Annotated in this window: 22 protein-coding genes and 1 tRNA gene; 19 read left to right on the forward strand and 4 right to left on the reverse strand. The window is 63.5% G+C overall.

All coding sequences use genetic code 11. The features are described 5' to 3' along the window. Nucleotides 1–60: 60 nt before the first annotated feature. The 4 genes from AB3L03_RS33635 to AB3L03_RS33650 all read left to right on the forward strand — a co-directional run bounded on the left by AB3L03_RS33635 (nt 61) and on the right by AB3L03_RS33650 (nt 3,571). Nucleotides 61–1,266: an MFS transporter gene (locus tag AB3L03_RS33635; RefSeq protein ID WP_368507866.1), complete on the forward strand. Its 1,206-nt coding sequence runs from the start codon at nt 61–63 to the stop codon at nt 1,264–1,266. 169 nt (nt 1,267–1,435) lie between these two features. Beyond that, nucleotides 1,436–2,665, forward strand: coding sequence for a CaiB/BaiF CoA-transferase family protein (locus tag AB3L03_RS33640; RefSeq protein WP_085384219.1), 1,230 nt, complete (start codon nt 1,436–1,438; stop codon nt 2,663–2,665). 189 nt (nt 2,666–2,854) lie between these two features. Next, the gene (locus tag AB3L03_RS33645; protein WP_018457601.1) at nt 2,855–3,070 is read left to right on the forward strand and encodes a hypothetical protein; all 216 of its coding nucleotides are present in this window, start codon (nt 2,855–2,857) and stop codon (nt 3,068–3,070) included. 108 nt (nt 3,071–3,178) lie between these two features. Continuing rightward, nucleotides 3,179–3,571, forward strand: coding sequence for a RidA family protein (locus AB3L03_RS33650; RefSeq protein WP_162847229.1), 393 nt, complete (start codon nt 3,179–3,181; stop codon nt 3,569–3,571). 3 nt (nt 3,572–3,574) lie between these two features. On the opposite strand, the gene AB3L03_RS33655 is transcribed toward AB3L03_RS33650, so the two are convergent. Next, nucleotides 3,575–4,237, reverse strand: coding sequence for a TetR/AcrR family transcriptional regulator (locus AB3L03_RS33655; protein ID WP_368507867.1), 663 nt, complete (start codon nt 4,235–4,237; stop codon nt 3,575–3,577). Between the two features lie 222 nt (nt 4,238–4,459). Between AB3L03_RS33655 and AB3L03_RS33660 the strand changes: the two genes are divergently transcribed. The 3 genes from AB3L03_RS33660 (at nt 4,460) to AB3L03_RS33670 (ending at nt 7,600) form a co-directional block, all read left to right on the forward strand. Then, entirely contained in the window at nt 4,460–5,695 is a 1,236-nt protein-coding gene (locus tag AB3L03_RS33660; RefSeq protein WP_007611657.1) for an acyl-CoA dehydrogenase family protein, read from the forward strand. Nucleotides 5,696–5,827: 132 nt separating this feature from the next. Next, a complete protein-coding gene (locus AB3L03_RS33665) occupies nt 5,828–6,886 on the forward strand; it encodes a phosphotransferase family protein (RefSeq protein ID WP_085384221.1) in 1,059 nt (352 codons plus the stop codon). Nucleotides 6,887–6,973: 87 nt separating this feature from the next. Next, nucleotides 6,974–7,600 (forward strand): LysE family translocator, encoded by a 627-nt coding sequence (locus tag AB3L03_RS33670; protein ID WP_085384222.1) that lies wholly within the window; start codon nt 6,974–6,976, stop codon nt 7,598–7,600. A gap of 206 nt (nt 7,601–7,806) precedes the next feature. On the opposite strand, the gene argE is transcribed toward AB3L03_RS33670, so the two are convergent. Beyond that, nucleotides 7,807–8,979, reverse strand: a complete 1,173-nt coding sequence (gene argE, locus AB3L03_RS33675) for an acetylornithine deacetylase (RefSeq protein ID WP_085384223.1) — start codon at nt 8,977–8,979, stop codon at nt 7,807–7,809. 991 nt (nt 8,980–9,970) lie between these two features. After that, nucleotides 9,971–10,756, reverse strand: coding sequence for an SDR family NAD(P)-dependent oxidoreductase (locus AB3L03_RS33680; protein WP_018456438.1), 786 nt, complete (start codon nt 10,754–10,756; stop codon nt 9,971–9,973). A gap of 134 nt (nt 10,757–10,890) precedes the next feature. On the opposite strand from AB3L03_RS33680, the gene AB3L03_RS33685 reads away from it, so the two are divergent. From AB3L03_RS33685 to AB3L03_RS33695, 3 genes are all read left to right on the forward strand, one after another. Then, a complete protein-coding gene (locus AB3L03_RS33685; protein WP_085384225.1) occupies nt 10,891–11,589 on the forward strand; it encodes a histidine phosphatase family protein in 699 nt (232 codons plus the stop codon). Nucleotides 11,590–11,656: 67 nt separating this feature from the next. Continuing rightward, the gene (locus AB3L03_RS33690) at nt 11,657–12,424 is read left to right on the forward strand and encodes an SDR family NAD(P)-dependent oxidoreductase (RefSeq protein WP_085351272.1); all 768 of its coding nucleotides are present in this window, start codon (nt 11,657–11,659) and stop codon (nt 12,422–12,424) included. 144 nt (nt 12,425–12,568) lie between these two features. Beyond that, a complete protein-coding gene (locus tag AB3L03_RS33695) occupies nt 12,569–13,942 on the forward strand; it encodes an IS30 family transposase (RefSeq protein WP_368507868.1) in 1,374 nt (457 codons plus the stop codon). A gap of 110 nt (nt 13,943–14,052) precedes the next feature. Here AB3L03_RS33695 and AB3L03_RS33700 read toward each other — a convergent pair whose 3' ends face one another. Continuing rightward, nucleotides 14,053–15,303: a serine hydrolase gene (locus AB3L03_RS33700; protein ID WP_085351273.1), complete on the reverse strand. Its 1,251-nt coding sequence runs from the start codon at nt 15,301–15,303 to the stop codon at nt 14,053–14,055. A gap of 162 nt (nt 15,304–15,465) precedes the next feature. On the opposite strand from AB3L03_RS33700, the gene AB3L03_RS33705 reads away from it, so the two are divergent. The 9 genes from AB3L03_RS33705 (at nt 15,466) to rpoB (ending at nt 25,345) form a co-directional block, all read left to right on the forward strand. Further along, nucleotides 15,466–15,541 (forward strand) — tRNA-Trp (locus tag AB3L03_RS33705). 636 nt (nt 15,542–16,177) lie between these two features. Next, complete coding sequence (secE, locus tag AB3L03_RS33710) at nt 16,178–16,369, forward strand: preprotein translocase subunit SecE (protein ID WP_007602984.1); 192 nt, start codon at nt 16,178–16,180, stop codon at nt 16,367–16,369. Next, on the forward strand, nt 16,369–16,923 hold the full coding sequence (gene nusG, locus AB3L03_RS33715; protein ID WP_007602985.1) for a transcription termination/antitermination protein NusG: 555 nt from the start codon (nt 16,369–16,371) through the stop codon (nt 16,921–16,923). Before secE ends, nusG begins: the two co-directional genes overlap by 1 nt. Before the next feature lie 130 nt (nt 16,924–17,053). Beyond that, complete coding sequence (rplK, locus tag AB3L03_RS33720) at nt 17,054–17,482, forward strand: 50S ribosomal protein L11 (RefSeq protein ID WP_018456444.1); 429 nt, start codon at nt 17,054–17,056, stop codon at nt 17,480–17,482. Nucleotides 17,483–17,488: 6 nt separating this feature from the next. Further along, nucleotides 17,489–18,181 (forward strand): 50S ribosomal protein L1, encoded by a 693-nt coding sequence (rplA, locus tag AB3L03_RS33725; protein WP_007602988.1) that lies wholly within the window; start codon nt 17,489–17,491, stop codon nt 18,179–18,181. Nucleotides 18,182–18,271: 90 nt separating this feature from the next. Then, on the forward strand, nt 18,272–19,219 hold the full coding sequence (locus AB3L03_RS33730; RefSeq protein ID WP_085351281.1) for a 2-hydroxyacid dehydrogenase: 948 nt from the start codon (nt 18,272–18,274) through the stop codon (nt 19,217–19,219). Between the two features lie 577 nt (nt 19,220–19,796). Further along, nucleotides 19,797–20,315, forward strand: coding sequence for a 50S ribosomal protein L10 (rplJ, locus tag AB3L03_RS33735; RefSeq protein WP_026233178.1), 519 nt, complete (start codon nt 19,797–19,799; stop codon nt 20,313–20,315). A 54-nt stretch (nt 20,316–20,369) separates the two neighbouring features. Further along, nucleotides 20,370–20,747, forward strand: coding sequence for a 50S ribosomal protein L7/L12 (rplL, locus tag AB3L03_RS33740; RefSeq protein WP_007602994.1), 378 nt, complete (start codon nt 20,370–20,372; stop codon nt 20,745–20,747). 482 nt (nt 20,748–21,229) lie between these two features. After that, entirely contained in the window at nt 21,230–25,345 is a 4,116-nt protein-coding gene (gene rpoB / locus AB3L03_RS33745; protein ID WP_018456447.1) for a DNA-directed RNA polymerase subunit beta, read from the forward strand. Nucleotides 25,346–25,419: the final 74 nt, after the last annotated feature.

Raw genomic sequence — 25,419 nt, forward strand, 5'->3', positions numbered from 1 at the left:
CTGCGGGTAAGACTGCCGTCACAGGCGTAATCTGCGCCTGGCGGGCAGGCGACGGTTGGAATGCGGCTTCTGAAATCTGACAGCAGGCTCATCGGGGTCCTGCTGGTGCTCGCGGTCTCCCAGCTTGTCGGGTGGGGTACGATAGGTCTTCCCGCCATCGTCGGACGCGATCTCGCGGCCGATCTCGGCATGAGCCTGCCGGCGGTGTTCGCCGGGACGTCCGTCCTCTATGTGTCGATGGGGCTATGCGCGCCCTGGCTCGCCAGGTCGTTTGCGCGGCACGGCGCACGAAAGGTCATGATCTCAGGCACGGTCCTCACCGTGCCGGGCTTCATCATGCTGTCTCTCGCGCGCGAGCCGATGCTGTATTTCGCGGCCTGGATCGTCCTTGGAATCGCCGGCAGCGCCACGCTTTCGACCGGCGCCTATATCATGCTGAACGAGGTCGCCGGGCGGCAGGCCAAGAATGCCATCGGCGCGCTGATGCTGGTGACGGGCCTGTCGAGCAGCATCTTCTGGCCGACGACGTCGTTCCTCAGCGGTTTGCTCGGCTGGCGCGGGACGTGCCTCGTCTATGCAGCCATGATGGTCGTCATCAACCTTCCGCTCTATGCATTCTTTGCACCGCGCCGGAAAATCGTCGGTGATCGTGGCGGCGAGCCGGTGAAATCTTCGCCGCCGCCTACGATTCCCAGGAGCACCTTCAGCCTCGTCGTTGCCGCGATCACGCTGAATGCCTTCGTCAATTTTGGCATCGGCGCCATCATGATCGAGTTGCTCCGGGCGGAGGGGCTTCCCCCGGCGCAGGCGCTTGCGTTTGGCTCGATGCTGGGCGTGATCCAGGTCAGCGCCCGCGGACTCGATTTTCTCGGCGGAGGGCGGTGGGATGGAATCACGACCGGGCTCGTCGCCGGCACGGCGCTGCCGATCGCCATGCTGCTGCTGATGACGAGCGAGGGCGCGACCTGGGCGGTTGCGGCCTTCATCCTGCTCTACGGCGCCGGCAGCGGCGCGATGGCGGTGGCGCGGGCAACGATCCCGCTCGTGTTCTACGATCAGACCGAGTTCGCCAAGGCGATGTCGATGATCGCGCTGCCGCTCAATCTCGCCTCCGCGGTCTCGCCGCCGCTCCTTGTCGGCCTGCTCACCCAGTTCGGCAGCCGCGGCGCGCTCGGTCTCACCTTCGTCTGCTCCTGCGCCACGGTGCTGATCCTGGTCCTGCTCGGCCGCCGCCGGCCGCAGGTGGCTGCAGCGGCTGCAACCTGAGAATATTCGCCATGCGGAAATTCACCGCGCGGTGACCTGCGCCGGGCGGGCTGGGGGATGGCCGTATGCCCACAGTGCAGTGCTCGGATCGCCAAAATAGTGTATCCGCAGGAAGCGCGGCCTGCGATCTCGCCGCCGCGCCAAGATCCAGTTCCCGGAGGAATTCGACATGTCGGCCCTGCCGCTCTCAGGCATCAAGATCCTTGACCTCACCCGCGTGCTTGCCGGGCCCCTGTCGGCCCAGATGCTGGGCGATTTGGGCGCGGAGGTTATCAAGATCGAGCGGCCGGGCACCGGTGACGACGCGCGCGCCTTCGGCCCGCCTTACCTGACTGACCCCGAGGGCAAGGCCAACAACAACAATTCATTCTACCTCTGCGCCAACCGCAACAAGAAGTCGGTCACGGTCAACATCGCCAAGCCCGAGGGGCAGGCGATTATCCGCGAGCTCGCCAAGGATGTCGACGTCTTCATGGAGAACTACAAGGTCGGCGATCTCAAGCGCTACGGCCTCGACTACGAGACCATCAAGGCGATCAATCCCGGCATTATCTACTGCTCGGTGACCGGCTTCGGCCAGACCGGCCCCTATGCGCCGCGCGCCGGCTACGACGCCATCCTGCAGGCGATGGGCGGCCTGATGAGCGTCACCGGCCATATCGACGGCGAGCCCGGCGAGGGCCCGATGAAGGTCGGCCCGTCGATCGTCGACTACATGACCGGCATGAACACCTCGATCGGGATTCTCTCGGCGCTCTATCATCGCGACGCCAATGATGGCGTGGGGCAGCATATCGACGTCTGCCTGTTCGACACCGTCATCGCGTCGTTGTCGCACTGGCTGCAGATCTATCTCGTCAACGGCAAGACGCCGCCGCGCCGCGGCACCTGGGGCAATGGCGGCATGCCGGCCGGCGTGTTCCGCTGCACCGACGGCGAGCTGATGCTGGTGGTCGGCAATGACGGCCAGTTCCAGCGCACCTGCGCCGTGCTCGGCGCGCCCGAACTCGCGAGCGACAAGCGTTTCGTCAGGAACAACGACCGCGTCGTGCACGGCAAGGAGATCATGGCGATCTTCGCCGGCCTGTTCCTGAAGCAGCCGGTGGCCTATTGGCTGGACAGATTGGAGGAGGCCGGCGTGCCCTCCGGCCCGATCAACAATTTCGAGCAGGTGTTTTCCGATCCGCACGTCCGGTCGCGCGGCATGCGGGTGAAGGTCGATCATCCCTTCCAGCCCGATCTCTCGCTGATCCGCAACGCGCTGACGCTCTCGGAAACCCCGATCAAGGATTACCGCGCCCCGCCGCTGCTCGGTGAGCACACCCAGGAGGTGCTCGCCGGCAAGCTCGGCTACGATGCCGGCAAGATCGAGACGCTGAAGCAGCAGGGGATTATCTAGCTTCGGCGGAGCGGCGCGCGCGGTCTGGCCTGATCGCCACTGGATAAAAAGGGACGTCAGCATGACGCTCCTGCGGCCTTGCGCGAACCTTGCGGGCAATCCCCAGATAATTCCGGTCCGTACTCACACAGGCTTCCGCTCCGCGCGCGACTCAGATCCGATCGGTCCACTAAGTCCGGGAGGGAACGCATGTCCTACACGATCGGGTTTCAGGCCAAGAACCAGAAGGCAATTCTGGCGACCGAGGCGGCAACGGCCAACCAGGCCGTCGCGATCATTGCCGCGTTGCGGCAAAGCGCCGACGAAATAAAGTTCATCCGCTCGCCGCAGGAAGGCGACATGGGCATCGAGATGCTGCTGCTGCTCGCCAAGGAAGAGGCCGAGGAGATGCCGCAGCACGCCTAGGCGGCTCGGCGACCAAACTTCGATCAGAAGCGAAGCATGACGGCTGCAACATGCTGTAGCAAGCCGTCATCTCGCTTGGACCGAAGGTGGCCGCCCATGAATCTCGAAATGAAACGCGAAGCGCTCCGCGTCGAACCGATCTCGACTTTCCTCGATCGTCGGCAGGCGCCGGTCTCGCCGGTCACGCGCGCCGGCAACATGATCTTCGTCGCCGGCCTGCCGCCATTCGACCCCGAGACGGGCGAGATCGCGGACGTGCCGATCGAACGGCAGAGCGAGCTGATCATGGAGCAGATGAAGCTGTGCCTTGAGACGGCGGGCGCGAGCCTCGACAACGTCATGAAGTGCAACGTCTACTGCACCTCGACCAAGCACTTCGCCGCGTTCAACAACGTCTATGCGCGCTATTTCCCGCACGATCCGCCGGCGCGGATCTTCGTCTGTACGCCGGAATGGTTCGGCCCCTTCGACGTCGAGATCGACTGCATCGCGATGATGTGAAGGTTAGCGCGCCGCCACTTTTGACGGCGCCTTCGCCTCCGTCCGTCCCGCCGTCAGCGCCATCGTCGCCACGCTGACGACGCGCGCGACCACGTCCTCGACATCGTCGAGGTCGCATTTGCCTTCCGACAGTTTCGTCAGCCGCTCGCTCTCGCGGATGGTGTGGTGCGCCATGGCGAGCGCGAAGTTCAGGCCCCAGTAAATATCGACGTCGCTGCGGTCGGGCAGGGACCTTCGCATCGCGCCGGCGAATTTGCGCAAATGGTCGATCTCGCGATTCTTGATGCGGCGGATCGGCGGCACGGATTTGATCGAAGCGCGGATCATGAAGCGCGCCGCGCTCGAGCGCTGGTTCTCGGGACCGAGGCAGCCGCGCAGCGTCGGGCCGACCAAGGCATGCAGGATTACCTCGATCGGCGCGCGGCCGCCGCCTTGTTCTTCCGCCGCCTTCAATTCGCGCAGACGCTCGCGATTGGTGGCGATCGAGCGTGTCACGAACAGCTCCGCGATCAACTCGTCCTTTGAGCCGAAATGATAGTTCACCGCCGCGAGGTTGACATTGGCCTCAGCGACGATGTCGCGCAACGTCACGTCGCCGAACCCGCGATCGGCATAGAGCCGTTCGGCGGCGGCGAGAATGGCAGTCCGGGTATGATCGCTGGCCATGGGAGCCCCTCGGGGAGGGAGTTGCAATTCAAACAGTTGTATGAAACTATCGTTTGAAGGCCGGGAAAGTCAATCCGCAATCGGGACTCGTTCGCAAACGCGCGAATGGGTTCCGGAGCATCCGCAAGCCGCGCATTCGCACTTGCGGGTCGCACAATGCGGGTGGACAGTCCGGCGCAAAACAAGTTCGCCAAACGAGTTGGCAAAGACGAGGAGCGTCCCATGGATTTCGATCTGTCGCCGAAGCAGAAGGAATGGCTCGACCGCGTGCAGTCCTTCATGGCCAAGCACGTGCGCCCGGCGGTGCCGGTCTATGATGAGCAGGATCGCAGTGGCGAACGCTGGAAGGTGATCCCGGTGCTCGAGGATCTCAAGAAGAAGGCGAAAGCCGAAGGCCTCTGGAACATGTTCATGCCGCCCAACGAGCATGAGGACGACGAATTCCGCGGCGCGGGACTGACCAATCTCGAATACGCGCTGCTCTCCGAGCAGATGGGCCACATCTCCTGGGCTTCGGAAGTCTTCAATTGTTCCGCGCCCGACACCGGCAACATGGAAGTATTCATGCGCTACGGCTCCAAGGAGCAGAAGCGCAAATGGCTGCGTCCGCTGATGGACGGCGAAATCCGCTCCGCCTTCCTGATGACGGAGCCGGCCGTGGCCTCGTCTGACGCCACCAACATCGAGACCAGCATTGTGCGCGACGGCGACCACTACGTCATCAACGGCCGCAAATGGTGGTCGTCCGGCGTCGGCGATCCCCGCTGCAAGATCGCGATCCTGATGGGCAAGACCGACTTCAAGGCGGCCAAGCACCAGCAGCAGTCGCAGATCCTGGTTCCGCTCGACACTCCCGGCATCAAGGTCGAGAAGATGCTGCCCGTGTTCGGCTTCGACGACGCGCCGCACGGCCACGCCCAGGTGCTGCTCGAGAACGTGCGGGTGCCGAAGGAGAACATCCTGCTCGGCGAAGGCCGCGGCTTCGAGATCGCGCAGGGCCGCCTCGGTCCCGGCCGTATCCATCACTGCATGCGCACCATCGGCAAGGCCGAGGAGGCGCTGGAGAAAATGGTGAAGCGGCTTACCTCGCGCACTGCCTTCGGCAAGCGGATCGTCGAGCATTCGGTGTGGGAGCAGCGCATCGGCGAGGCCCGCACCAACATCGAGATGACGCGGCTGTTGTGCCTCAAGGCCGCCGACATGATGGACAAGGTCGGCAACAAGACCGCGCAGGCCGAGATCGCCATGATCAAGGTCGCAGCCCCCAACATGGCGCTGAAGATCATCGACGAGGCGATCCAGGCCTTCGGCGGTGCAGGCGTCTCGGACGAAGCCGGCCTCGCCAAGGATTACGCCCACATCCGCACGCTCCGTCTCGCCGACGGCCCGGACGAGGTGCACAATCGCGCCATTGCCAGGCTCGAGGTTCGGAAGTATGCAAACTCTTCCAGTCATTAAGCGGGAGAGCACGCTGGCGCTCCCGATTTGAAGAAACGACAGGGCATGATCCGTGATCGGAAGACCGCTTGACGCAAGTGCGCTGGGGGTTACCGATTAGGATCATGTTCGGACTGAAGAGGGAGCGTCATCGTGGCTGACGGCGTCAGGAAAGACGAAGAGTTCTCGGGCACCAAACCGGTCGAGGAGCGTCATCGCATCGACGAGATGCGGCTCGAAGCCTGGCTGCGCGAGAACGTCGAGGGTTATGAGGGACCGCTGGTCGTGCTCCAGTTCAAGGGCGGCCAGTCCAACCCGACCTATCGGCTCGACACGCCGAACCGCTCCTATGTGATGCGCCGAAAACCGTTCGGCAAATTGTTGCCGTCGGCGCACGCGGTCGATCGCGAATATCGCGTGATCGCGGCGCTGGGAAAGCAGGGCTTTCCGGTCGCGAAGGCCTATGCGCTGTGCCAGGACGACAGCATCATCGGTTCGGCCTTCTACATCATGTCGATGGAAGACGGCCGGGTGTTCTGGGATCCGACGCTGCCGAGCCAGACGCGGGATGATCGTCGAAAGATCTTCACCAGCAAGATCGAGACGCTGGCAAAACTCCACATGTTCGATCCCGTCGCGATCGGTCTTGGCGACTTCGGCAAACCCGGCAACTACTTTGCCCGGCAGATCGACCGCTGGACCAAGCAGTACCGCGCGTCCGAGACCCAGACCATTCCGGAGTTCGAGAAGGTCGCCGGATGGTTGCCGAAGACGGTGCCGGAGCAGGCGCGCGTCTCGATCGTCCACGGCGACTATCGCCTCGACAACATGATTTTCCACGCGACGGAACCACGCGTGCAGGCCGTGCTCGATTGGGAATTGTCGACGCTCGGCGATCCCATGGCCGACTTCACCTATCTGCTGATGCAGTGGGTCATGCCCGGCCTGGACGGCGCCGACCTCAAGGCGCTCAACATCCCGAGCGTGGAGGAGGCCGCGCAGATCTATTGCAACGTCACCAAGATGACGGTGCCTGACCTCAACTGGTATTTCGCCTACAACCTGTTCCGTCTCGCCGGCATCACGCAAGGCATCGCCGGCCGGGTCCGCGACGGCACCGCGGCGAATGCCAAGGCGCTGGAGTCAGCCAAGCGCACCGTTCCCCTGTCGAAGGCGTCTTGGGAGTACGCGCAGAAGGCGGGCGCGGTTTAAGGAATCCGAAGGCGCGGCTGACGGCCGCGCCTTTGCTTGCGTTCCTCCCGTGTCTGGACACGGGACAGAATGACGAGAGATGCCCGCATGATCGATCACACCACCCTCATCACCTACATCCTCATCGTCCTCGGCTTCGTCTTCATTCCCGGACCGGCGACACTCCTCACCATGGCGCGCGCCGCGAGCTCGGGGACCAGGGTCGGTATCGCGACGGGCGCGGGAATTGCGGCCGGTGACGTGGTCCACACCACCATGGCGATCGTCGGCCTCTCTGCGATCATCGCGACGTCGGCGCTCCTGTTCAGCGTGGTCAAATACGCGGGCGCGGGCTTTCTGATCTATCTCGGCATTCGCGCCATGCTCGACAAGACGCCGCTCGAGGTGAATGGCGGCGCGCCCGCGATCAGCGCAGTACGGGCATTCCGGCAGGCCGTGCTGACCGAGGTGCTGAATCCGAAGACCGCGCTGTTCTTCCTCGCGTTCCTGCCGCAGTTCGTCCGGCCCGAGCATGGTTCGACGACGCTGCAGCTCGCGCTGCTCGGTGCTGTGTTCGTGTTGCTCGGCCTCCTTAGCACGGTGGTGTTCGCCGTCGGCGCCGGCCGTCTCGGCGATTTGCTACGCCGCCATCCAGCCGTCGTGAAATGGCAGGGCAAGGTGGTCGGGACCATCTACTGCGCCGTCGGCGTGCGGCTGGCTTTGCAGGAGCGATGAGGCGCACCGCTCATTCGTAGCCCGGATGAGCGCAGCGATATCAGGGACAGCGACCCCGCATGTCGCTACGCTCATGCGGGCTACGGGGGTCTCCAGACGCTCGTCATTGCGAGCGAAGCAGCGAAGCGAAGCAATCCAGAATCTTCGCACGGTGGCAGTCTGGATTGCTTCGTCGCAAGAGCTCCTCGCAATGACGCGGAAACACCTCACCCCTTCACGCAATGCGCGATCAGCTTCTCCACGAAGCCTGCGCATTTCTCCAGCTCCGCCATCTCCACGAACTCGTCCGGCGTATGCGCCTGCGCGATCGACCCGGGCCCGATCACCACTGACGGGATATCGGTCATGCTGGCGAACAGGCTCGCCTCGGTGCCGAAGGCGACCTTGGCGTGGTCGTTGCGCCCCGCGAGGCTCTTGGCCAGCGTGACGATGGTGGCGTCGGCGGCGGTGTCGAGGGCGGGATAATCGAGGATCTCTTCGAAGTCGATGCCGCACTCCGGGTGTCGCGCCCTCATCGCCGGCTCGATCTCGGTCTTGGCCCAGGCGACGATCGCATCCGTCACCTCCCTGGATTCGGTTATGCCGATGCCGCGGCATTCGAAATCCACCGTGCAGGTATCGGGCACGATGTTGAGCGCGGCGCCGCCATGCACGATGCTGGTGAGCAGCGTCGAGTGCGGGACATCGTAGAGGCTGTTCGTAGCTTTCGTGCTTGCGAGTTGGAACGCGCGGCGGCGGATTTCGACGATCAGCTCGGCGGCGTATTCGATCGCGTTGACGCCCTCGGGCGCGATCGAGGAGTGGCGGGCGAGGCCCTGGAACGTGGCGCGCACGCCGTGCTTGCCCTTGTGGCCGATGATGACCTTCATCTCGGTCGGCTCGCCGATGAAGGCGCCGAGCGGCTTGATCCGTTTCTTCGCGACCTCGCGCAGCATCGGCCGCACGCCGACGCAGCCGATCTCCTCGTCATAGGAGATCGCGAGATGGATCGGCGTTGCAAGCTTCGCCTCCAGCATCTCCGGCACCATGGCAAGGCACACCGCGACAAATCCCTTCATGTCGGTGGTGCCGCGGCCATAGAGCCGGCCGTCGCGCTCGATCAGCTTGAACGGATCGTGGCTCCAGTCCTGGCCGACCACGGGCACCACGTCGGTATGTCCCGACAGCACCAGGCCGGGGCGGTCCTCGGGTCCAATGGTGACCCATAGCGCGGCTTTCTGTCCGGTCTCGTCGACGATGCGCTCACTCTTGACGCCGTGTGCGGCGAGATAGCTCTCGATATGCGCGATCAGGGGCAGGTTGGAGCGATCGCTGATCGTGTCGAAGCCGACGAGGTCGGCGAGCAGCTTGCGAATACGGTCGGGTCTTGAGCTTGGCATTGTCACGTTCTTGTCAGGGGGATGGAAGCTGAAGTGCTTGCACCGAACCATACCAACGTCGCCTCTGGTAGAGCAAATCAACACAGACCGGTAGCCCGGGTGAGCGAAGCGATACCCGGGACAGCTCGTGGTCGGAATCCCGGATGTCGCTTCGCTCATCCGGGCTACAAGACCTTGTGTTGCCTGTCGGGCAAAACACCCCAATTGCCGGTCAACCCGCGCCGTCGAAAATATTCCACTTTACCGAAATTCGGAAATCACGTATGTGTCGCCGCAACCCGGCCCAAGGAAGAGGGGCGTATCGCGATCGTCACGAACGCGGGCCGGACAGCGGCGGACGCGGGGCCACACCGGCGCGAATGGTTTCGCAGGGCGAGCAACCGTGAGCGAAGGCGTCGCGTACACGACCGGTGCTGACAGCGTACGGCAAAACCGTGTCGTCCTGACGCCCGGTGTGCGTCAAGTCTTGTGGTGACGTGGCGGCCCGACCGGGTTCGCGCATCAGCCATCCATGAGGCGACGGGGGCAATAGTGCATCGCTCCCCGGGGAGAGCACGGCATAAGCCGTAAAACCGCTGCGCAGGGAAGGCCGGACGTTTTGGCTTCACCTGTATGCCGCTGTGCAGATTTTTTACTGCAACTTCGCACAGTGGACCGCGGGTGCCAGCCGGCGCCCGGTCTTCCCTGCGCCCTCTTTCATTCGAGGGTGAGGCGACCAAGCAAAGCTCGGGCGAACAAGCCGCGAGAGGGCGAAGGTGTGTCTGCGAACGGGAATGCGAATGGAAGCGCGACCCTGCCACCCACAGACTCCGTCATTGCGAGCACAGCGAAGCAATCCAGGCTGACGCCGCGGAAAGACTCTGGATTGCTTCGCTGTGCTCGCAATGACGATGCTGAAGCAGTTGCGCGCCAAAACTTCTGTCTCCTGCCCCGGACGCAGCGCAGCAGCGTGAGAAAGCTGCAGCGCGTCCGGGACGCGAGAGTGCGTGAACTAAACCGGCTTCCCCGTATACGGCATCGACGCCGTCAGTCCGCCGTCCACCGGGAAGGCCTGGCCATTGACGTACGACGCCTCGTCGCTGGCCAAGAACAGTCCCATCGCGGCGAGCTCGTGCGGCTGGCCGGGGCGCTTGAGCGGATTGAGCTGGCCGATCTTGTCGGCGGTGCCGCGCTCCTTGGCGCGGTCGAAGATCGGCTTGGTCATGCCGGTCTCGATCAGGCCCGGGCACACCGCGTTGATGCGCACACCGGTACCGGTGAGCGAATAGGCGGTGGTCTGCACCAGGGAGATGACGCCGGCCTTGCTCGCGGCATAGGGATGTCCGCTGGCGCCGGCCTTGAGGCCCGCGACGGACGCGGTGAGCACGATCGCGCCGGACTGCTGCTTCACCATGTGCGGCATGGCATGCTTCACCGCGAGAAACGGCCCGATCAGGTTGATGCGCAAGACTTCCTGCCATTGCTCGACGGTCTGCTCGCCGAGCGGAACGAGTCCGCCGGAGACGCCGGCATTGGCCCAGATCACGTCGAGCCGGCCGTGCGTCTTCACCGCCTTGTCGATCACGGCCATGACGTCCTTTTCGGAGCCCGCATCCGCCATCATGGCTTCCGCGACACCGCCGGCCTTCTTCACCTCGTCGACCGTCTCCTTCACCGCCTCGCTGCGATCGACCGCGATCAGCTTGGCGCCTTCCCTGGTGAACAGCAGCGCGGCCGCGCGGCCGATGCCGCTGCCGGCACCGGTGATGATGACGGATTTGCCTTGCAGACGGCCCATGCGGTTTCTCCCTTTGGTTCGCGCGCGACGCTTGCCGCGCGACGGAATTTCAAACAAGATTTCAAACGGTAAAGTGTCTTGAGACACGTTCGCTACTGACGTACAGCGACATCAGACGGGATGGAAGGGTTTCGATGGCAGGTGCAGACAAGCCCAAAGTGGTCACGACACGCTGGTGGTGGGTCCGTCACGCGCCCGTGCGCAATGACGGTGGCAACATCTACGGTCAGTCCGATCTCGCCTGCGACACCAGCGATACCTACGTCTTCAATGCTGTTGCCAAGGTGCTGCCACGCAAGGCGGTCTGGTATTCGAGCAATCTGATGCGCACCCATCAGACCGCCGATGCGATCTGGGCGGCCGGATTCCCGAGGCCTGCATCGATGAAATGGGAGGCGGACCTCGCCGAACAGAATCTCGGTCGCTGGCAGGGCATGAACCGCGCCGAGTTCATCGCCAGCCGTCCCGTCGGCTCGAGCTGGTTTGCCGACATCAACGAGCCTGCACCCGGCGGCGAAAGCTTCATGGACCTCTACAACCGCACCCGCCGCACCATCGAGCGGATCAACAATGAGGCCGCCGGGCAGGACGTGATCGCGGTCGCACATGGCGGCACCATCAAGGCGGCGCTGGGGCTGGCGCTCGACAATCAGCCGGAGCGAGGGCTCGCGTTCGATATCGACAATTGCTCGGTGACGCGGCTCGACTATTTCGCAAGCCCCGAGCGCAATGTCTGGCGGCTGCCGATGGTGAACCAGCAGCCGTGGATCGCGGACGATGCGCATGCGGCAATGCATCAACCCGCGGGACCGGAAGTCAAGAAGCTCGCCTGAGCAATTGCCCGGTGGCGCGGACGCGGCGTAAGCTTCAAGCAATCAAAACGTACTCTGGGAGAGAAACATGACCTTGTTCGACATGAAGGGGAAAGTCGCCGTCATCACCGGTTCGACGCGCGGCATCGGGCTTGCGATCGCCGAGCGCATGGCCGAGCACGGCGCCAAGGTGGTGATCTCCTCGCGCAAGGCCGACGTTTGCGACCAGGTCGCCAAGAGCATGAACGACAAGTTCGGCAAGGGCACGGCGGTGGCGATCGCCGCCAACATCTCGTCGAAGGAAAATCTGCAGAACCTCATCGACGAGAGCAACCGCGCCTTCGGCAAGATCGACGTGCTGGTCTGCAACGCCGCGTCGAACCCGTATTACGGTCCGCTCGCCGGCATCTCCGACGATCAGTTCAGAAAGATCCTGGACAACAACATCGTGGCCAACAACTGGCTGATCTCGATGGTGGTGCCGCAGATGATCGAGCGCAAGGATGGCTCGATCATCATCGTCTCCTCGATTGGCGGCCTGAAAGGCTCGACCATCCTCGGTGCCTACGCGATCTCGAAGGCCGCTGACATGCAGCTCGCGCGCAATTTGGCCTGCGAATACGGCCCGCACAACATCCGCGTGAACTGCATCGCGCCTGGCCTGATCAAGACCGATTTCGCGAAAGCGTTGTGGGACAATCCGGAGAATTTGAAAGCCTCGACTGCGCGTTCGCCGCTGCTGCGCATCGGGATCCCCGACGAGATCGCGGGCGCCGCGGTGTTCCTGGGCTCGAAGGCCGGCGACTTCATGACAGGCCAGACCATGGTGATCGACGGCGGCGCGACGATCAGTTGAGGCCCCAATAGGTGTCATCGCCCGCGAAGGCGGGCGATCCAGTACTCCGCGGCCTTCGTTGGAGAGCTCGCTCTCACCACATCCGCCCCGGAGTACTGGGCGGGTTCAAACGGTCGTCGCAACACCAGGAGTTTGGAGGTTGCGATGAACGTTGTAAGGCGCAGATCGGCGCGGTCAGGACGAGCCCCATTGCCGTCGCCGGGACGGCCCTCTATTGCCGGGCGCGATGAACAGAATAAATTTTGGCGGGCGATTGCCGCTGGGTTAAGCAGCGAAGATGCTGCACTCGAAGCCGGATTGTCACAACCTGTCGGAAGCAGATTATTCCGAAAGGCGGGCGGCATCCCACCAGCGATGTTCAGATCTTCGGCAAAGGCTCTCTCCGGGCGGTATCTCTCGTTGAATGAGCGCGAGGAGATCGCACTTCTCAAGGTGCAGGGCCATTCCATACAGGAGATTGGACGTCGCCTGGGGCGGGCTGCTTCCACAGTCTCCCGTGAACTGCGGCGCAACGCGGCCACTCGCGGCGGCGGGTTGGGGTATCGGGCAATAACTGCCCAATGGCATGCGGATCGATCCGCCCGCCGGCCTAAGCCGACCAAGCTTGCGCTCAATGCAACCTTGCGCACTTATGTGGAGGAAAGACTTGCTGGCGGCGTCGTAGCCCCGACCGGCGCTCCCGTTCCTGGTCCCGCCGTTCCGTGGAAGGGGCGGCGGCATGGCCAGCGCAAGGATCGGCGATGGGCCAAAGCCTGGAGCCCTGAGCAGATTGCCCGACGCTTGCCGATCGACTTCCCGGACGACAAGACGATGCGCATCAGCCACGAAGCTATCTATCAAGCCCTCTTCGTTCAGGGCCGTGGCGCGCTACGCCGCGAGCTGACGGCCTGCTTGCGAACAGGGCGTGTGTTACGGATGCCCAGAGCGCGCGTACGCAGGCGAGGCAAGGGCTTTGTCTCGCCGGAGATCATGATCAGTGAGCGCCCTGCTGAAGCTGCCGATCGAGCAGTGCCGGGACATTGGGAGGGGGACCTTATCCTCGGTCTTGGCAGCTCGGCCATCGGCACGCTGGTCGAGCGCACGACGCGCTTTACGATGCTCTTGCACCTTCCACGGTTGGCGGGGCATGGCGAAGCTCCGCGCGCGAAGAACGGGCCAGCCCTTGCGGGACATGGGGCCGAAGCCGTGCGCGACGCGATCACGCGCACCATGATCACTTTGCCCGAAGAGCTGCGCCGTTCGCTAACCTGGGATCAGGGAGCCGAAATGGCTAAGCACGATCGTCTCAAGATCGATGCGGGTATCCAGGTCTACTTCTGCGACCCGCAAAGCCCATGGCAGCGCGGCACTAACGAGAACACCAACGGGCTGCTGCGGCAGTACTTCCCGAAAGGCACGGACCTGAGCATCCACAGCGCCGAGGAGATATCCGCTGTGGCAGCGGCCCTCAATGCCCGACCGCGGAAGACACTAGGCTGGAAAACGCCGGCAGAGGCGCTTGACGATCTTCTGTTATGAGTGAAAGTAACTGGTGTTGCGACGACCGTTTGAATCCCCCCTGGATGCCCCGGTCAAGCCGGGGCATGACAGCGAAAATGTGATGCAGCGCCGCGCATAGCGGCGCCGCTTCAATCCACCGCCGCGTACACCAGATCCCGCACCAGCGTCCGCGTAAAATCGCGCTGTCCCGGGCCCTGGCTCATGAATACGACGAACAGATCCTCCTTCGGATCGATCCAGAAGAACGTCCCCGCAATGCCGCTCCAGAAAAACTGGCCAACGCTGCCGGGGAAGGGCGCGATGCCGGCTTCGCGCCGCACCGCGAAGCCGAGGCCGAAACCATGGCCAGGCGACAGCAGCGTGCCATTGGTCTGCACATTCGGGCCGAGATGATCGGAGGCCATCAGCTCCAGCGTCTTGCGGCCGATGATCCTGTTGCCGTCGACCGTGCCGCCATTGCGCAGCATCAGCGCGAAGCGAGCATAGTCCATGGTGGTGGAGACGAGGCCGCCGCCGCCGGACTCCATGATTGGCTGCTCGAGCATGTTGAACAGCGCGACCTTGTCGCCGGTCCAGGGATCGGCCGCGAACGGTTCGGCGAGCCTGTTGGCATTGGCCTCCGCTGTCGAGAAACCGGTCTCGGCCATCTGCAACGGCGCGAGAATGCGCTCGGTGAGGTACGTGCCGAGCGACTTGCCGCTGACGACCTCGATAATGCGCCCGAGGATGTCGGTCGAGCGACTGTAGTTGAACTCGTCGCCGGGATGGCAGACCAGCGGGAAGCTCGCCACCAGGGCGGCGTGCTCGGCATTGGTGATCTTGCGGCTACGCACCCGCGAGTTTTGATAGATCTTGTGCACGGGGCCGTCGCCCTGGTGCTCGTAGGTCAGGCCGGAGGTGTGGCGGAGCAGGTCCTGCACCGTCATCGGGCGCTTCGGCGGAACCAGTTCCAGCTTGCCGCCGCTGACCACGCCGACCTTCTGGTCGGCGAACTCCGGGATGAATTTCGCGATGGGGTCGGCAAGAATCAGGTGCCCATCTTCGACCAGCGTCATGATGCCGACCGACACGATCGGCTTGGTCATCGAGAAGATGCGAAAGATCGAATCTTGCGCCATCGGCGCCGCGCCCGTCGGGCTCTGCCTGCCGAGCGCCTCGAACCAACCGACCTGGCCGTGCCGTGCCGCCAGCACGGTGACGCCCGGAATGGTTCCCTTGTCGATCTCGCGCTTGAAGGCGTCCGACATGGCCTGGAGGCGAGGGCGCGACAGCCCGAGCGTCTCGGGGCGGGATTCCGGCAGAGGCGGAGTCTTCGGTGCGATCGAGGGCCAAGGGGCGGCTGTCGCGGACGCTTGGGCAGTAGACGCTTGGGCAGTCATGGGCACTCCCGGTGCTTATTATTGTTCGGAGCGGACTGTGGCCCAGAAGGCGCGGCACAAACAAGCGAAGCCAGCGCGCTTCACCCTTGCAATCCGGTCTTGCAATCCGGCCGCCCCCTGTGCTTCAAAGCGGCCTGATCCGGGCGGCAACGCAGGGTCCGTAGGAGTGTAGCTCAATTGGTAGAGCACCGGTCTCCAAAACCGGGGGTCGCAGGTTCGAGCCCTGCCACTCCTGCCAGTGAAATCAAACACTTAGCTAGAACGTGGGCGATCAGCCATCGGCCGGATATTGCTGCCGGACGGCGTGAATCCTAGCCGCTGACCTGCCGTTTCCAGATCGCCTCTGCAAGGGCGATCTCGGCCACGGAATCTGCGCCGGAAGCCACGGCGTCCTCTGCTCCACGATATCGGCGACGAATGCCTCGGCCTGACGCCGAAACGCCCAACTCTTGCCGCGCGACAATTCAGTGGGTTGTCCTTGCTGATGGAGAACGACCTCTGCCTCCTGCTCGGCAAAGGCGGGGGCAATTCGATGGTCAGCGCGCCCAGCTCGAACGCGTTGGGCTGCGACCTTGGGACGGCGCATTGCAGGCGGCAGATAAACCCTTGATCGGCCTGATCTCTGGTCCGTCGCCCGTGGAGGCCGTTTTGCCCACGCCGGCCCTCGCTATCTTGACCTTTGGCCCCATCCGCAGTAGATACCGCGCACTCGCAGCCGGCCCGTTAGACGCGGATCTCCGGCGCGGCTTTGAAATCCCCGAACAATCGAGTCCGGTTTCCGGCTCATCCTTCGAGACAGAGGGCTGGGCCAACGGCGGCTGTTCGGATCCCTGAAATTCATTCGCGTCTGTCGACGGACGTTGGACATCAAACGATGGCAGTCAGCCCGTTCAAGTTCTTGCAGGAAGTCCGCTCGGAGACCGCCAAGGTCACCTGGCCGACCCGCCGCGAGACCACGATCACCACCATCATGGTGTTCGTGATGGTCGCCGTGGCCTCGATCTTCTTCTTCGCCGCCGACCAGATCATCCGCGTCCTCATCACCTTCCTTCTGGGCATTCACTGATGGCAACAGCAACGGCTCAATTGTCTGACAAGCGCTGGTACATCGTCCACGCCTATTCGAACTTCGAGAAGAAGGTCGCCGAATCGATCCGCGAGCAGGCCAAGCAGCGCGGGCTCGAGGAGCTGTTCGAGCTGGTGTTGGTCCCGACCGAAAAGGTCACGGAAGTGCGCCGCGGCCGCAAGATCGACGCCGAGCGCAAGTTCTTCCCGGGCTACGTGCTGGTGAAGATGAAGCTGACCGACGAGGCGTTTCATCTGATCAAGAACACGCCGAAGGTGACCGGCTTCCTCGGCGCGGAAAACAAGCCGATGCCGATCTCGGAAGCCGAGGCCATGCGCATTCTGCACCAGGTGCAGGAGGGCGTGGAGCGGCCGAAGGCGTCGGTGTCGTTCGAAATCGGCGAGAACGTGCGCGTGGCCGACGGCCCGTTTGCCTCGTTCTCGGGTGTGGTCGAGGAAATCGACGAGGCGCGCTCGCGCGTGAAGGTCGCGGTGTCGATCTTCGGCCGCGCCACGCCGGTCGAACTGGAATTCGGTCAGGTCGAGAAGGTCTGATCGGGTAGGCGTGAGGCTTCGGTCTCGCGCAACAAGAGGCCGTGGGAGGGAGAGGGCGGTTGCCAGCCGCATCCGACCCAGACCACGAACCTGAAACCGCCGGCCCAGGCCGGCCCAACAGGAGTGATACATGGCAAAGAAAGTGACCGGATACCTGAAGCTTCAGGTCCCGGCCGGTGCGGCGAATCCTTCGCCCCCGATCGGTCCCGCGCTCGGTCAGCGCGGTCTCAACATCATGGAGTTCTGCAAGGCGTTCAACGCCCAGACCCAGAAGGAAGAGAAAAACACCCCGATTCCCGTCGTGATTACGATCTACGCCGATCGTTCGTTCACGTTCGAGATGAAGACGCCGCCGATGTCCTTCTTCCTCAAGCAGGCTGCCAAGATCCAGTCCGGCTCCAAGGCGCCGGGCCGTGACAAGGCGGGTGCGGTGACCAAGGCCCAGGTGCGCGAGATCGCCGAGAAGAAGATGAAGGATCTCAATTGCGATTCCATCGAAGCGGCCATGAAGATGGTCGAGGGCTCTGCCCGCTCGATGGGTCTGGAAGTGGCAGGGTAAGCGGTCATGGCAATCGGAAAACGTTTGAACAAAGCCCGCGAAGGTATTGATCGCGAAAAGCTTTACCCGCTCGCAGACGCCATCAAGATGGTCAAGGAACGCGCGAAAGCGAAGTTCGACGAGACCATCGAGGTCGCGATCAATCTCGGCGTCGATCCGCGTCACGCCGACCAGATGGTCCGCGGCGTTGTGACCCTGCCGAACGGCACCGGCCGTACGCTCCGCGTCGGCGTGTTCGCCCGCGGCGCCAAGGCCGACGAGGCCAAGGCTGCCGGAGCCGACGTCGTCGGCGCCGAGGACCTGGTCGAGAAGGTGCAGAACGGCACGATCGATTTCGATCGTTGTATTGCGACCCCCGACATGATGCCGCTGGTCGGTCGTCTCGGTAAGGTGCTGGGCCCGCGCGGCCTGATGCCGAACCCGAAGATCGGCACCGTGACCATGGACGTCACCGGCGCCGTGAAGGGCGCCAAGGGCGGCTCGGTCGAGTTCCGCGTCGAGAAGGCCGGCATCCTGCAGGCTGGCGTCGGCAAGGCCTCGTTCACCGAGGAAAAACTGGTCGAAAACATCAAGGCCTTGGCTGACGCTGTCTCCAAGGCCAAGCCGGCCGGTTCCAAGGGCACCTACATCCAGCGCGTTGCGGTGTCCTCGTCGATGGGCCCCGGCGTGAAGGTCGAGCCGGGCACCATTCTCGGCTAAGGTTTGCAAATGACATGAGGCGAGGGGCGGAATTGGGCAACCGATTCCGCCCCTCGTCGTTTGTGACGGCGTTCACCGGAAACAAGAACAATGACTGACAAGGTCCTGATCTACTCGCGCTTTCCCAAGACGATGATGGCGCGCTTCGCCGAGCGGTTCGAGCTGCTCGACACCGGCGGCAAGCCGGCGCGGGAGATGTTTTCGGCCGACGCGCTCGGCGATATCCGTGCAGTGCTCACCGCCGGCGGCACGCCGCTGGGCGCGGAGGCGATGGACCTGTTTCCCAAGCTCGGTGCCATCGTCTGCTACGGCACCGGCTATGACGGTGTTGACCTGAAGGCCGCTGCTGCCCGCAATATTGCGGTCGGACATAGCCCGGGTGCCAATGCGGCCTCCGTCGCCGACATCGCGATGACCCTGATGCTCGCGGCGACGCGGCGAATCCTGGTGGCCGACCAGTACGTCCGAAGCGGCGATTGGGCCGCGTCAAAGCCCTCGCCGATGATGCGCCCGCAGGCCGGGATGCCGGGCCGCCGCATCGGCGTCTACGGCATGGGCGAGATCGGCCGCAAGATCGCAGCGCGCTGCGCGTCCTTCGAGAGCGAGATCGGCTATTTCAGCCGCAGCAGGTACGATCTGCCCTATCAATATTTCCCGACCTTGGAGGCGCTGGCCGACTGGTGCAGCGTGCTGATGATCGCGGTCCGGGCAGGAGCCGAGACCCAGCATGCCGTCAGCGCCGATATCCTCAGGCGCCTCGGGGCGGACGGCTATGTCGTCAACATCTCCCGCGGCTCGGTGATCGATGAGAAAGCCCTGGTGCTGGCGCTTACCGAGAAGACCATCGCCGGAGCCGGTCTCGATGTCTATGACAAGGAACCGCACGCTCCTGACGCGCTGACGGCACTGCCCAACGTCGTGTTCTCCCCCCATATTGGCGGCCACACCCTGGAATCGCACGTCGCCATGCAGAACTGCGTGCTGGCGAACCTGACCGCGTTTTTCGAGGGCAAGAAGTTGCCTTACGCGGTCAAATGAGCGGAAACCGGCCCTTTTCGGCCATGGTTAAGCGCGAGCGGCAACGGATTGGAACTGGTGTGAATTTTGCTCTTGGCAAGCAGGCCCCGAGCGGTTAAAGAACCGCTTCCGGACGTGCCGGCCTCGGCTGGCGCGTTCGTGCACGCATTCCGAAAACAAGCGATGGAGATCATTCCTTTTCAGGGCGTCCGTGAGGATTTGCTGGAAAGGGAGGGAAAACCGTCGGGTGTGGGGTGCGGGCAGAGGTCGGGCGGTTCGCCGGCTGACCTTGTCCTGTCCAAGACTGCAGGCGCCCGCGGGGAATTCCGATTTCTCAACGGCTTAATCGCATGGCCTGCATAGACGGGTGAAGACCGGATTTCACGTCGTGACCGCCTTAGGGTCGGTTGCGGAATGGGTTTGGTTCGGACCTCGACACGCCGTGGGCTCTAACGGGCTCTCGGAGGGCAGGCTTTGAATTGTCGTCTTGCCCGGCGTGTCCGATGGGTTTGGCCCTGAGGTTCAGGTTTGGGCGGGACGATGGGTGCAACCCGGCGGTCCCGCTTTCGCGATGACCGCCAACCGGAAAGAGCTTGCTGTGGAACGAGCGGCAAAAAAGGAAGCGGTCGAACAGCTCAATGGGGTCTTCAAGACCACGAGCGTCGCGGTCGTTGCCCAATATTCCGGCCTGACCGTTGCCCAGATGCAGAAGCTGCGCTCGCAGATGAAGCAGGCTGGCGCCTCGGTGAAGGTCTCGAAGAACCGTCTCGCCAAAATTGCTCTTGAAGGCACTGACGTCGTTGCCATCGGCCCCATGCTGAAGGGACCGACCGTGATCGCCACTTCGGACGATCCGGTAGCGGCGCCAAAGGTCGCCGTCGAATTCGCCAAGGCGAACGAAAAGTTCGTCATCATTGGCGGCTCGATGGGAACGACCGTCCTGAATGTCGACGGCGTGAAGGCACTTGCCTCGCTGCCGTCGCTTGACGAACTGCGCGCCAAGATCGTCGGCCTGCTTGTGGCCCCGGCGACCAAGATCGCTCAGCTCGCCAACGCGCCCGCGGGCAAGCTCGCGCGTGTCATTCAGGCTTATGCCTCAAAGAGCGAAGCGGCCTGACGCCCTTCGCAAAACTCAAACCCGAACCAGACTTACATTCAAGGAAACTGAACAATGGCTGACCTGCAGAAGATCGTTGACGACCTCTCGAGCCTCACCGTGCTCGAAGCTGCCGAACTCGCGAAGCTCCTCGAAGAGAAGTGGGGCGTTTCGGCTGCCGCGGCTGTCGCCGTGGCCGGCCCGGCTGGTGGTGGCGCTGCCGCCGCTCCGGCCGAAGAGAAGACCGAGTTCACGGTCGTTCTTGCCGCCGCCGGCGACAAGAAGATCGAGGTCATCAAGGAAGTCCGCGCCATCACCGGCCTGGGCCTGAAGGAAGCAAAGGACCTCGTCGAGGGCGCGCCGAAGCCTGTCAAGGAAGGCGTGAACAAGGACGAAGCCGAGAAGCTCAAGGCCCAGCTCGAGAAGGCTGGCGCGAAGGTCGAGCTCAAGTAAGCAGCGCTTACTGACACGAGATCCCGGTGAGCATCATCGCAACCGGGGTCTCGGTCCGCTCTCCGAAAGGGCGGGCCAGATGCAAAAGGCGTGCGACGGAACAACCCGACGCAGGCCGAACACGAAAAAGTGTGGGGATTTGAGGGTTTGTCCCTCGAATCTGCACTAATGTCGCCCCATATCGGGTCGGCAGCACGAAAGCGCGGTGGGCAGGGATGCCGCATTCCCTGTAAGTCGTTGGGAGAGCAAGCTATTTCGGGCTTTTGCAGTCCGTGAAGAGGTTGGTTGTGACGGGCGGGCGCGCTCCTGCGCCCCGCGCGTCGTTTTGCGTTTTGAAGGTCTGAAGAACGGATTCAGGACATTCCTCCCTGAAACTGAGTCTCCGGCCCCCAAGACGGGTTCGAAAAATTCAACCCGGGGAGCGGCGGTCGCCGCGTTCCGGAGGGCGCGCCCAAATCGGGCGACGAAAATGAGAGGCCACGATGGCGCAGCAGACATTCACCGGTCGCAAACGCGTTCGCAAGTTCTTCGGACACATCAAGGAAGTGGCCGAGATGCCGAACCTCATCGAGGTTCAGAAGGCGTCCTATGACCAGTTCCTGATGGTCGACGAGCCCCAGGGCGGTCGATCGGACGAGGGCTTGCAGGCGGTGTTCCGCTCGGTGTTCCCGATCTCCGACTTCTCGGGCACCTCGATGCTGGAATTCGTCCGCTACGAGTTCGAGCCGCCGAAATACGACGTCGACGAGTGCCGCCAGCGCGGCATGACCTTCGCGGCCCCCCTCAAGGTGACGCTACGCCTCATCGTGTTCGATATCGACGAGGAAACCGGCGCGAAGTCGGTCAAGGACATCAAGGAGCAGGACGTCTACATGGGCGACATCCCGCTCATGACGATGAACGGCACCTTCATCGTCAACGGCACCGAGCGCGTCATCGTCTCGCAGATGCACCGTTCGCCGGGCGTGTTCTTCGACCACGACAAGGGCAAGACCCATTCGTCGGGCAAGCTGCTGTTCGCCGCTCGCGTGATCCCGTATCGCGGCTCCTGGCTCGACATCGAGTTCGACGCCAAGGACATCGTCTATGCGCGTATCGACCGTCGCCGCAAGCTTCCGGTGACGTCGCTGATGTTCGCGCTTGGTCTCGACGGCGAGGCGATCCTCAGCACCTTCTACAAGAAGATCCAGTACAAGCGGATCAAGGAAGGCTGGCGTGTTCCGTTCGACGCCAATCGTTTCCGCGGCTACTCGACCATTAACGACCTGATCGACGCCGATACCGGCAAGGTCGTGCTCGAAGCCGGCAAGAAGCTCACCGTGCGCGGTGCGCGTCAGATGCAGGAGAAGGGGCTGAAGGCGCTGCGCCTCTCGGATGCTGAGCTCGTCGGCAACTACATCGCCGAGGACCTCGTCAATCCCAAGACCGGCGAGATCCACGCGGAAGCCGGTGAAGAGATCACCGACAAGTCGATCAAGGTTCTCAACGAGCACGGCTACAAGGAGCTGCCGCTGCTCGACATCGACCACGTCAATGTCGGCGCCTACATCCGCAACACCCTCGCGGCCGACAAGAACATGACGCGCGAGGACGCGCTGTTCGACATCTACCGCGTGATGCGTCCCGGCGAGCCGCCGACGCTGGATTCGGCGCAGGCAATGTTCCAGTCACTGTTCTTCGACGCCGAGCGCTACGACCTCTCGGCGGTCGGTCGCGTCAAGATGAACATGCGCCTCGACCTCGATGCGCCCGACACCCAGCGCACGCTCCGCAAGGAAGACATCCTCTCCGTCATCAAGACGCTGGTGGATTTGCGCGACGGCAAGGGCGAGATCGACGACATCGACCATCTCGGCAACCGCCGTGTGCGTTCGGTCGGCGAGCTCATGGAGAACCAGTACCGCATCGGCTTGCTCCGCATGGAGCGCGCGATCAAGGAGCGCATGTCTTCGGTCGACATCGACACGGTCATGCCGCAGGACCTGATCAACGCCAAGCCGGCGGCCGCCGCCGTGCGCGAGTTCTTCGGCTCCTCGCAGCTCTCGCAGTTCATGGACCAGACCAACCCGCTGTCGGAGATCACCCACAAGCGCCGCCTGTCGGCGCTTGGACCGGGCGGTCTGACCCGCGAGCGCGCCGGCTTCGAGGTGCGCGACGTGCATCCGACGCATTACGGCCGCATCTGCCCGATCGAGACGCCGGAAGGTCCGAACATCGGCCTGATCAACTCGCTCGCGACCTTCGCGCGCGTGAACAAGTACGGCTTCGTCGAGACGCCTTACCGCAAGGTCAAGGACGGCCGCGTCACCGACGAGGTCGTGTACCTCTCGGCGATGGAAGAGGGTCGCTACACGGTCGCGCAGGCCAACGTGCCGCTCGATCCGAAGGGCCGCTTCACCGAAGATCTCGTGGTCTGCCGTCACGCCGGCGAAGTCTTGCCGGTGACCCCGGACAAGGTCGACTACATGGACGTGTCGCCGAAGCAGCTCGTTTCGGTCGCGGCCGCGCTGATCCCGTTCCTCGAGAACGACGACGCCAACCGCGCGCTGATGGGCTCGAACATGCAGCGCCAGGCGGTGCCGCTGGTTCGCGCCGAGGCGCCGTTCGTCGGCACCGGCATGGAAGGCGTGGTTGCGCGTGACTCGGGTGCTGCGATCGCGGCGCGCCGTTCGGGCGTGATCGACCAGATCGACGCAACCCGCGTCGTCATCCGCGCCACGGAAGATCTCGATCCGACCAAGTCGGGCGTCGATATCTACCGGCTGATGAAGTACCAGCGCTCCAACCAGTCGACCTGCATCAACCAGCGTCCGCTGGTGAAGGTCGGCGACATCGTCAAGAAGGGCGACATCATCGCCGACGGTCCGTCGACCGATCTCGGCGAGCTCGCGCTCGGCCGGAACGTGCTCGTCGCGTTCATGCCGTGGAACGGCTACAACTTCGAAGACTCGATCCTGCTCTCCGAGCGGATCGTGAAGGAAGACGTGTTTACCTCAATTCATATCGAAGAATTCGAGGTGATGGCCCGCGACACCAAGCTCGGACCCGAGGAAATCACCCGCGACATTCCGAACGTCTCGGAAGAAGCGCTGAAGAACCTCGACGAAGCCGGCATCGTGTACATCGGCGCGGAAGTGCGCGCCGGTGACATCCTGGTCGGCAAGATCACGCCGAAGGGCGAAAGCCCGATGACGCCGGAGGAAAAGCTCCTGCGCGCCATCTTCGGCGAGAAGGCTTCTGACGTCCGCGACACCTCGCTGCGCGTTCCTCCGGGCGTGCAGGGCACCATCGTCGAAGTGCGCGTGTTCAACCGGCACGGCGTCGACAAGGACGAGCGTGCGCTGGCGATCGAGCGGGAAGAGATCGAGCGTCTGGCCAAGGACCGCGACGACGAGCAGGCGATCCTGGACCGCAACGTCTACAACCGTCTTGCCGAGCTGCTCGAAGGACGGCAGGGCATCGCCGGTCCGAAGGGCTTCAAGAAGGACACCAAGATCACCCGTGCGGTGCTCGAGGAGTACCCGAAGTCGCAGTGGTGGCTGTTCGCTTCGCCGAACGACAAGCTGATGGCCGAGATCGAGGCCATGCGGAAGCAGTACGACGAGTCGAAGAAGGGGCTGGAACAGCGCTTCCTCGACAAGGTCGAAAAGCTTCAGCGCGGTGACGAATTGCCGCCCGGCGTGATGAAGATGGTCAAGGTCTTCGTCGCGGTGAAGCGCAAGATCCAGCCCGGCGACAAGATGGCCGGCCGCCACGGCAACAAGGGCGTGGTGTCGAAGATCGTGCCGATCGAGGACATGCCGTTCCTCGAAGACGGTACGCATGCCGACATCGTGCTCAATCCGCTCGGCGTGCCCTCGCGCATGAACGTCGGACAGATCCTCGAGACCCATCTCGGCTGGGCCTGTGCCGGCCTCGGCAAGCGTATCGGCCAGACGGTCGATGCCTATTTGTCGAAGCAGGACATCCGGCCGCTGAAGGAAACCTTGAAGAAGGTCTACGGCGAGGACGAGACGATCAAGTCGCTCAACGACAACGAGTTGATCGAGCTCGGCCACAATCTGAGCCGCGGCGTTCCGATCGCGACGCCGGTGTTCGACGGCGCCAAGGAAGCCGACATCGAGGAGATGCTGAAGCTTGCCGGTCTGGACGCTTCGGGCCAGTCGACCGTCTATGACGGCCGCACCGGCGACGCCTTCGACCGCAAGGTGACGGTGGGCTACATCTACATGCTCAAGCTGCACCATCTCGTCGACGACAAGATCCACGCGCGTTCGATCGGTCCGTACTCGCTCGTTACCCAGCAGCCGCTGGGCGGCAAGGCGCAGTTCGGCGGTCAGCGCTTCGGCGAAATGGAAGTGTGGGCGCTCGAGGCTTACGGCGCGGCGTACACGCTCCAGGAGATGCTGACCGTGAAGTCGGACGACGTCGCCGGCCGTACCAAGGTGTACGAGGCGATCGTGCGTGGCGACGACACCTTCGAGGCCGGTATTCCGGAATCGTTCAACGTGCTGGTCAAGGAAATGCGCTCGCTCGGCCTCAACGTCGACTTGCACAATTCCAAGGTCGGACCGGGGACGGCGGAAGCGGCCGAGTAATACGACCCTCATGCCCGGCCTGAATGGCCGGGCATCGGCGCCCAGTCCTCGAATCGAGGGCAGGGCGCCCCGCA

This window comes from Bradyrhizobium lupini (assembly GCF_040939785.1).
In the GTDB taxonomy this organism is placed as follows: Bacteria; Pseudomonadota; Alphaproteobacteria; order Rhizobiales; family Xanthobacteraceae; genus Bradyrhizobium; species Bradyrhizobium canariense_D.